Source organism: Trinickia sp. (genome assembly GCF_051953405.1).
Lineage (GTDB): Bacteria > Pseudomonadota > Gammaproteobacteria > Burkholderiales > Burkholderiaceae > Trinickia.
In genome coordinates this window covers 234,724-242,332 of record NZ_JBQCIV010000125.1, presented here as the reverse complement: position 1 = coordinate 242,332, position 7,609 = coordinate 234,724, and the positions used below count along the sequence as shown (strand labels likewise).

The following is a 7,609-nucleotide window of genomic DNA, read 5'->3' as shown; positions in this document are numbered from 1 at the left end:
TGGGCGCCGCTGCAGTATCTCGCGGTGACCGGTTTGCGCCGCTATGGCGAGGACGAGCTTGCGCGCACGATCGCGACGCGCTGGATTCGCACCAATGTCGCCGCCTATGTCCGCACGGGCAAACTCGTCGAAAAATATGATGTGAGTGCCGATACGTCGGCCGCCGGTGGTGGCGAGTATCCGCTGCAGGACGGCTTCGGTTGGACCAACGGCGTCGTACGCAAGCTGCTGGAAGACCACGCGGAACACGACGCGCACAACAGTCGGGCCGGGGAACCGCGCAAACGCGGCGCGCGCAAAACGCACGTCGGCAACGAGGGAGGCAAAGCGAACAACGAGCAAGCCGGGGCGGACTGACGCGTGTGCATCGGACCGCCCCGGCGCGGCGAGCGCGATTGCTAAATGTCGATGAGGCGCCGCCGTTTGGCATCAAAGGTGGTCGGCGTCGATCACGGCTTGTGTAAAAGCCTGCGGTGCTTCTTCGGGCAGGTTGTGACCGATGCCGCCCGTGATCAGGCGAAAGCGGTATTTGCCGGCGAATCGCTTGGCATACGCCTGCGGCTGCGGATGCGGGGCGCCGTTGGCATCGCCTTCCAAAGCGATGGTCGGTACCGTGATCGGCGGAAATTGCGCTAGGCGTTGTTCTTCGGCCGCGTATTTCGCTTCGCCCGGGGCGAGATCCAACCGCCACCGATAGTTGTGAACCGTGATCGCCACTTGATCGGGGTTGTCTAAAGCGGCGGCACTGCGTTCGAAGGTGGCCTCGTCGAACTGCCATTTCGGCGAGGCCAACTGCCAAATCAATTTGGCGAAGTCATGGCGGTATTTGTCGTAGCCGATGCGGCCGCGATCGGTGGCGAAGTAATACTGGTACCACCACTGCAACTCGGCGGAAGGCGGCAACGGCGTTTTGCCCGCTTCCTGGCTGCCGATAAGGTAACCGCTCACGGTGACCAGCGCCTTCACGCGCTGCGGCCAGAGCGTGGAGACGATATCGGCTGTCCGTGCGCCCCAGTCGAAGCCGCCGAATACCGCGCGGTCGATGTGCAGTGCATCCATGAAGTCGATGACATCCTGCGCCAGCGCGACGGGTTCGCCGTTGCGGATAGTGCTGTCGGACAGGAAACGGGTGTCGCCGTAACCGCGGGCATAAGGGACGAGCACGCGATAGCCCTTGGCGGCGAGCGCCGGTGCGACTTTTTCGTAGCTGTGAATGTCGTACGGCCATCCATGCAAAAGGATGACGACAGGGCCGTCGGCCGGCCCCATTTCCGCGTAGGCGACATCCAGGACGCCAGCCCGCACGTGCTTGAGCGGCCCCCACGGATCCTGCGATGCGGCGAGCGACGTGGAGGGCTGGGCCGATTCGTCTTCGGCGTGGGCGCTAGGCGCGAGGCAGGCGAGGCTTAGAGCGAACGAGGCGGCGATGGCTAGGCTTGCGCGTTTCATGGTGTTCTCCTGGGATAGATGAGGCGGCCGCCTCGCGGCGAGGCGTCGGCCGGTATGCATAGGAGACCGCGCCGGCGTATCCGCCGTGTGTCGCCATGGGCGCTCGAGCGCATCGCAATGTATCGGCTGCGGCGCGCGATACATTGCGATACACAAAGCAGCTCAGCGCTCAGGGGCATGTCCCGCCGTGCTGGTACAAACAGATACAAAAATCCGGTCGGCCGGATACGTGCGGGATACGTGGCGAGCGTTCAATGGGGCCTAGGCAGCGCACGGGGCGATGCCATCGATTACCGAAGAGGCGCCCGAATACGACGAAGAACGCGATCCGTCGGCGCTGCAGGCGGCCCTGAAGCAATATGGGATCATCTGGCCGGTGGCGGTGGATAATGAGTCCCGCATTTGGAACGCCTACGGAAACCGCTACTGGCCCGCCCTGTACTGGGTCGACCGCAGCGGCCGAGTGGTGTATCGCCACTACGGCGAGGGCGACGACGAGCAGACGGAGGCACGAATCCGCGCGCTGCTCGGCAAGGCGTAGGTAGCAAGGCAAGCAACCATCGTTCAGAACGAGTCATGGAACATATCGACAACATCCTCGTCGTCGACGACGACCGCGACATCCGCACCGGCGTGGTCGACTATCTTCGCAAGAACGGCTTGCGAGCCAGTGCGGCGGTGGACGGCCGCGACATGTTCATGCAGTTGGATACGTCGGCCTTCGATTTGATCGTGCTCGACATCATGATGCCGGGCGACGACGGCCTGATGCTGTGCCGCACCTTGCGCAGCGGCAAGCACAAGGCGGTGCCGGTACTCCTGCTCACCGCGCGCGACGACGAAACCGACCGTATCGTCGGCCTGGAAATGGGTGCCGACGATTATGTCGTCAAGCCGTTCTCGCCGCGCGAATTGCTCGCCCGTATCAAGGCGGTAATTCGTCGAGCACGCATGCTCCCGCCCAATCTGAGAATCACCGAAACCGCCGATACGCTGTCGTTCGGACGCTGGCGGCTCGACACCACGGCACGCCATCTCATCGACGAGGGCGGCACGATCGTGGCGCTGAGCGGTGCGGAATTTCGGCTATTGCGCGTGTTCTTGGATCACCCTCAACGTGTGCTTTCGCGCGATCAACTGCTTAATCTAACGCAAGGAAGAGACGCGGAATCGTTCGATCGATCCATCGATTTGCTGGTGAGTCGCCTGCGTACCCGCCTCGAAGACGATGCCAAGGAACAGGCGTACATCAAGACCGTGCGTAGCGAGGGCTACGTGTTCAGCATGCCTGTCACCTTGCACGGCGCGAGCGCGTGAGCCGCATGAGCAGGACGCTATTGTCGCGCTGGCTGCCCCGCAGCATGGCTTCGCGGGTCTACCTGATCGTCTTCGCGGGATTGATGTTGGCTCAGGGCCTTTCATTCGCGCTGATGTTCTACGAGCGCTATGAAACAGCCACAAACGTGATGTTCGACACGGTCGAGCACGAGGTGGGCACGTCGGTTGCCATGCTCGATCGCTTGCCCGCCGCGGAGCGCCGCGATTGGCTGAGCCGCCTGCAACGCGACAACTACCGTTTCGTGCTCGGCAACGGCGAACCCGGTGCGCCGCTCGCGAACGAGCGCGCGAGGGGACTGGTGGATCGAATCGCCCGTGAAGTAGGCGCGAGCTATCGCGTGCGGGCCGACGTGGATTCGACGCACCAGGGGCGCTATCAAGTGCATTTCACGTTGCACGACGGCACGCCGCTCACGTTGATGGTCACGCCGCGCGGCATCGCGCCGATCGCGCGGTGGTTGCCGATCATGCTGGCGGTGCAGCTCGCCGTGCTGCTCGGCTGCACGTGGCTCGCGGCTCGATTGACGACGCGCCCGCTGACGCGGCTTGCCGAAGCGGCCGAGGCGATGACGCCGACGGCCGACGGCCCACGCATGAGCGAAGCCGGTCCGACGGAGGTCGCGCAAGCCGCAACGGCATTCAATACGATGCAAGAGCGGATCGCTCGCCATCTGAAGGAACGCTTACATATCCTGGCGTCGATATCGCACGATCTGCAAACGCCCATTACCCGAATGCGTCTACGCGCGGAAGGACTACAGGAGGGCGAGACGCGCGAGAAGATTCTCGGCGATCTGCACGACATGGAGCATTTGGTGCGCGAGGGCGTGGCGTATGCGCGCAGCGCGCATGGCGGTGCGGAAGCCCCGGTACGGATGGACGTGGGTGCGTTCCTGGAAAGCCTCGTCTACGACTACCAGGATGTCGGCAAACCCGTCGCGCTCATGGAGTCCGTCGCCGGTGCGGCGATGGTTCGCAGGCAGGCGCTGCGGCGCGTACTGGGCAATTTGGTCGACAATGCAATCAAGTACGCCGGTGCCGCCGAGGTCAGCGCCAAGCACGGCGAGCAAGGCGAACTGCGTATCGCTGTCAGCGATCGTGGGCCCGGTATTCCAGACGATCAATTGGACCTGGTGTTGCAACCGTTTTACCGCTTGGAAGGTTCGCGAAACCGCGATACGGGTGGGGCCGGATTGGGACTGGCCATCGCCGCGCAGTTGACGCGAGCGATCGGTGGCGCGCTGCAGCTTTCGAATCGACCGGGCGGCGGCCTGACGGCGACTGTCGTTTTACCCTAGGGCCTGTTCACGCTAGTGCCAGGCTTGCGCTGGCCACCGGAAGGGCCGAGCGCAAGGCGTGCGACGAAGGCAATACTTGGACGTATTGACGCATGGCAATCGGCCCGCCACCGAAGCGTTTCGCTCGATCGCGGGCCGGCATCGTGACGCGACAACGAGCGCGGCGTCTCGCGCCCGCGCGATTATTTCGCCACGGGCATCGCGAATTCCGCACCCTTTTCGGTGCTTTCCGGCCAGCGCTGCATGATCGACTTCTGCTTCGTATAGAAGCGCACGCCTTCTTCGCCGTACGCATGCATGTCGCCGAATAGGCTGCGCTTCCAGCCGCCGAAGCCGTGCCAGGCCATCGGCACGGGAATCGGCACGTTGATGCCGACCATGCCGACTTCGATCTGGCGGCCGAACTCGCGGGCGACATGGCCGTCGCGCGTGAAGCATGCGACACCGTTGCCGAATTCGTGATCGTTGATCAGTTGCACGGCCTCCGAGAAGTCTTTCACGCGGACGCAAGCCAGCACGGGCCCGAAAATCTCCTCGCGATAGATGCGCATTTCGGGCGTGACGTTGTCGAACAGCGTGCCGCCCGTGAAGAAGCCGCCTTCGTGGCCGGCCACCTTCAAGCCGCGGCCATCCACCACGAGCGTCGCCCCTTCCTCGACGCCCGTCGCGATATACCCCTCGATGCGTTCGAGCGCCTGGCGCGTGACAACGGGCCCCATTTCCGCATCGGCTTCCATCCCGTTCTTGATGACGAGCGCGCGAGCCCGCTCGGCCAGCCGCGGCACGATCTTGTCGGCCACGTCGCCGACGAGCACCGCCACCGAGATCGCCATGCAGCGCTCGCCGGCCGATCCATACCCCGCGCCGATCAATGCGTCCACCGCTTGATCGAGGTCGGCATCGGGCATGACGACCATATGGTTCTTCGCGCCGCCGAGGGCCTGGACGCGCTTGCCGTGCTTGGCACCCGTTTCGTAGATGTAGTTGGCGATCGGCGTCGAACCGACGAAGCTGACGGCCTTCACGTCGCGGTGCGCGAGCAGCGCGTCCACCACCACCTTATCGCCCTGCACGACGTTGAAGACACCATCGGGCAAACCGGCTTCCTTCAGCAACCGCGCCATGAACAGCGAAGCGGAAGGATCGCGTTCGCTAGGCTTGAGGATGAACGTACAGCCGGCGGCCAGCGCCACCGGGAACATCCAGCACGGCACCATGCAGGGGAAGTTGAACGGCGTAATGCCGGCTACCACGCCGAGCGGCTGACGCACCGTCCAGTTGTCCATGCCCGTCGAGACTTGCTCGGTATAGTCGCCTTTCAGCAATTGCGGAATGCCGCAGGCGAACTCGATGACGTCGATGCCGCGGGCCACTTCGCCGCGCGCGTCGGAGATGACTTTTCCGTGCTCGGCCGTGATGATCGCCGCCAATTCCTCCTTGTGACGGTTCATCAATTCCAGGAAGCGCAGCATGACGCGCGCACGGCGAATGGGCGGCGTGTCGCGCCAAGCCGGGAACGCGGCTTTCGCGCTCGCGACGGCGGCATCGACGTCGGCCGCCTCGCCGAGGATCAAGCGGCGCGCGCTTTCGCCCGTGGCGGGGTTGAAGACGGGCTGCGTGCGCTCGCTGGTGCCGCGCTCGATCTTTCCGCCGATGAAATGAACGACGTCGCTCGAATCGGTATAGGGCTGCATTTCGTCTCCTCGTATAGGGATGGCAATGGGGCAACTGGATCAACTGGATCGCTAGGAGCAGTTTACGAAGTGAAGCGGCTCATGCAAAGGCCGTTGCGTTGAATTGATTGTTTTTGCTGGTGAACAATCGAAGATCGCATCGATGAAAGATGACGATGGGCGATGCTATCATCGCCCCGGATGGCTGACATAAACGGCGGGATGGCTCTCTTGGATACGCGAAACGTCGAGGCGCTCTGGACGCATCTGCACTGGCTGAACGTGCTGGCCGAGCAAGGCAGCTACACGGCGGCGGCCTTGCGTCTGGGCGTCAGCAAGGCGGCGATGAGCCAGCGCATCGCCGAACTCGAACGCGTGACCGGCGTTGCGCTGGTGCAGCGCACCACGCGCAGCGTCCATTTCACCGAAGCGGGCAAACGGCTGGTGGAGGAGACGCGCGTCGGCTTCGAGCGCATCGCGGCGAGCTTTGCCGGGGTCCGCGATATGGCCGACGTGGCACGGGGCACCGTGCGGGTTACCGCGCCCGTCGCTTTCACACGCCAGCAACTGGTGCCGCGTCTCGCCGCGTTCGCCCGCGCCAATCCGGATGTCCGCTTGCAATTGGAAGTATCGGACCGGCTCACGTCGATCGCCAACGAGGGCTTCGATTTGGCTATCCGCCATAGCGCCCAGGTGCCCGAAACGCACGTGGCGTGGAAATTGTGCGATACGCGGTCCGTGGTGGTCGCCACGCGCGCGTACTTAAGGGCGCGCGGCACGCCTCGTACGCCGCCCGATCTTGCGCAACACGATTGTCTTTACTATCCGCGTCCGCTTGGCGAGGGGGTATGGTCGTTCGAAAAGCCGGGCAAACGCGCCGAGCAATCGCGTGTAAGCGTCACCGTCACCGGCCCGGTTTCGGCGAATAATAGCGAGGCGTTGCGCGATGCGGCGCTCGAACATCTGGGCATTGCGCTGCTGCCGGATTTCACCGCGCAGGCGGCGCTGCGCTCGGGCAAGCTCGTCGTGTTGCTGCCCGAATGGCGCCCGCTCGGGGCGTTCGCCTCGCAGCTGTACGTGGTGCGTCCCTACGCCCCGCATGTGCCGCGGGCGGTGACCAGTTTCGTCGACTTTCTGAGGACATCCTTCGCCGAGGGTTTTCCCTTCGACTGAAAGCGGATCACCGCATATCGGCTGTCATCGGGTGCCGCCACGGCTGGGCGGCCGTGGCGCGCTTGGTGGCCAGGGGCTTATTGAATGCAGATCAGGTTCAGATCGACCGTCCGGCGAAACACGCTACGGTTCAGCGATGGCACGAACGTGTACTCGTAGTAGGCGTGCGTGGCAATGTGGATCCAGTGACTCAAGACGTTCGGCATGGCTCTGACCTATCGATCTTTCCTCCGAGGCGGCGCACTCGCATTTGCCGCCTACGGAATGGCCGCGTATCGGCCATGAAAGAAGGGTAGTGCCGGTGCAGCTTCCGTTCCATTCTACGAAGGGCTCGGCCCGCTCCTGCCTTGGCATGCCGCGCTCATACCCGCGTATATCCGTATCGGACCCGAGGGGCGGGCGGCTTCAATGTCTCGGCAACGAAATGCGATCGGCCGCGCGCCCGTTCGACAGCATGCACATCAGCGGCACATGGTGCGCCGGTACGCCGAGTTTGCTCGGCAACGCGGCCCATCCGCGTCCGCGCAGGACGGCGATCGACGCGCGTCGCCGGTTGCGGTAGTGCCGGCGGGCATGACCTCGTATAGGGTGAGTCGACATGGGGGCGCCTTTCGAGAAAGGAAGCGGCGAGCGATATCCCCAAGATATAAGAGCGGCGCGCTATGCTCAAATCTACCA

Annotated in this window: 9 protein-coding genes; 5 read left to right on the top strand and 4 right to left on the bottom strand. The window is 63.8% G+C overall.

Annotated elements, in window-relative coordinates:
• On the top strand, positions 1 to 357 hold a 357-nt coding region (locus tag ACTHN9_RS22815; RefSeq protein WP_440539043.1), incomplete at its 5' end, for a trehalase family glycosidase.
• Between the two features lie 72 nt (positions 358 to 429).
• Here the strand turns inward: ACTHN9_RS22815 and ACTHN9_RS22810 are convergent.
• Entirely contained in the window at positions 430 to 1,449 is a 1,020-nt protein-coding gene (locus ACTHN9_RS22810) for an alpha/beta fold hydrolase (RefSeq protein WP_440539042.1), read from the bottom strand.
• 280 nt (positions 1,450 to 1,729) lie between these two features.
• Here ACTHN9_RS22810 and ACTHN9_RS22805 point away from each other — a divergent pair, with 280 nt between their 5' ends.
• From ACTHN9_RS22805 to ACTHN9_RS22795, 3 genes are read left to right on the top strand one after another with little or no spacing between them, the layout of a single operon-like run.
• Positions 1,730 to 1,990 carry a hypothetical protein gene (locus ACTHN9_RS22805; RefSeq protein WP_440539041.1) on the top strand — a complete coding sequence of 87 codons (261 nt, stop codon included), beginning with the start codon at positions 1,730 to 1,732 and terminating at the stop codon, positions 1,988 to 1,990.
• A 35-nt stretch (positions 1,991 to 2,025) separates the two neighbouring features.
• Positions 2,026 to 2,766, top strand: coding sequence for a response regulator (locus ACTHN9_RS22800; RefSeq protein WP_440539040.1), 741 nt, complete (start codon positions 2,026 to 2,028; stop codon positions 2,764 to 2,766).
• Positions 2,767 to 2,771: 5 nt separating this feature from the next.
• Complete coding sequence (locus tag ACTHN9_RS22795; protein ID WP_440539039.1) at positions 2,772 to 4,085, top strand: sensor histidine kinase; 1,314 nt, start codon at positions 2,772 to 2,774, stop codon at positions 4,083 to 4,085.
• Between the two features lie 182 nt (positions 4,086 to 4,267).
• Here ACTHN9_RS22795 and ACTHN9_RS22790 read toward each other — a convergent pair whose 3' ends face one another.
• A complete protein-coding gene (locus ACTHN9_RS22790) occupies positions 4,268 to 5,779 on the bottom strand; it encodes a CoA-acylating methylmalonate-semialdehyde dehydrogenase (protein WP_440539038.1) in 1,512 nt (503 codons plus the stop codon).
• A 201-nt stretch (positions 5,780 to 5,980) separates the two neighbouring features.
• Here ACTHN9_RS22790 and ACTHN9_RS22785 point away from each other — a divergent pair, with 201 nt between their 5' ends.
• Positions 5,981 to 6,931 (top strand): LysR family transcriptional regulator, encoded by a 951-nt coding sequence (locus ACTHN9_RS22785; RefSeq protein WP_440539037.1) that lies wholly within the window; start codon positions 5,981 to 5,983, stop codon positions 6,929 to 6,931.
• A 77-nt stretch (positions 6,932 to 7,008) separates the two neighbouring features.
• On the opposite strand, the gene ACTHN9_RS22780 is transcribed toward ACTHN9_RS22785, so the two are convergent.
• Together ACTHN9_RS22780 and ACTHN9_RS22775 are read right to left on the bottom strand one after the other, a co-directional pair.
• Complete coding sequence (locus tag ACTHN9_RS22780; protein WP_440539036.1) at positions 7,009 to 7,137, bottom strand: hypothetical protein; 129 nt, start codon at positions 7,135 to 7,137, stop codon at positions 7,009 to 7,011.
• Between the two features lie 199 nt (positions 7,138 to 7,336).
• A complete protein-coding gene (locus ACTHN9_RS22775; RefSeq protein WP_440539035.1) occupies positions 7,337 to 7,531 on the bottom strand; it encodes a hypothetical protein in 195 nt (64 codons plus the stop codon).
• Positions 7,532 to 7,609 lie beyond the last annotated feature (78 nt).

Excerpts from the sequence above, each read along its gene's own strand:
- ACTHN9_RS22810 (WP_440539042.1), bottom strand. The coding sequence starts at position 1,449 with ATGAAACGCGCAAGCCTAGCCATCGCCGCCTCGTTCGCTCTAAGCCTC.
- ACTHN9_RS22805 (WP_440539041.1), top strand. The coding sequence starts at position 1,730 with ATGCCATCGATTACCGAAGAGGCGCCCGAATACGACGAAGAACGCGAT.
- ACTHN9_RS22800 (WP_440539040.1), top strand. The coding sequence starts at position 2,026 with ATGGAACATATCGACAACATCCTCGTCGTCGACGACGACCGCGACATC.
- ACTHN9_RS22795 (WP_440539039.1), top strand. The coding sequence starts at position 2,772 with ATGAGCAGGACGCTATTGTCGCGCTGGCTGCCCCGCAGCATGGCTTCG.
- ACTHN9_RS22790 (WP_440539038.1), bottom strand. The coding sequence starts at position 5,779 with ATGCAGCCCTATACCGATTCGAGCGACGTCGTTCATTTCATCGGCGGA.
- ACTHN9_RS22785 (WP_440539037.1), top strand. The coding sequence starts at position 5,981 with ATGGCTCTCTTGGATACGCGAAACGTCGAGGCGCTCTGGACGCATCTG.
- ACTHN9_RS22780 (WP_440539036.1), bottom strand. The coding sequence starts at position 7,137 with ATGCCGAACGTCTTGAGTCACTGGATCCACATTGCCACGCACGCCTAC.
- ACTHN9_RS22775 (WP_440539035.1), bottom strand. The coding sequence starts at position 7,531 with ATGTCGACTCACCCTATACGAGGTCATGCCCGCCGGCACTACCGCAAC.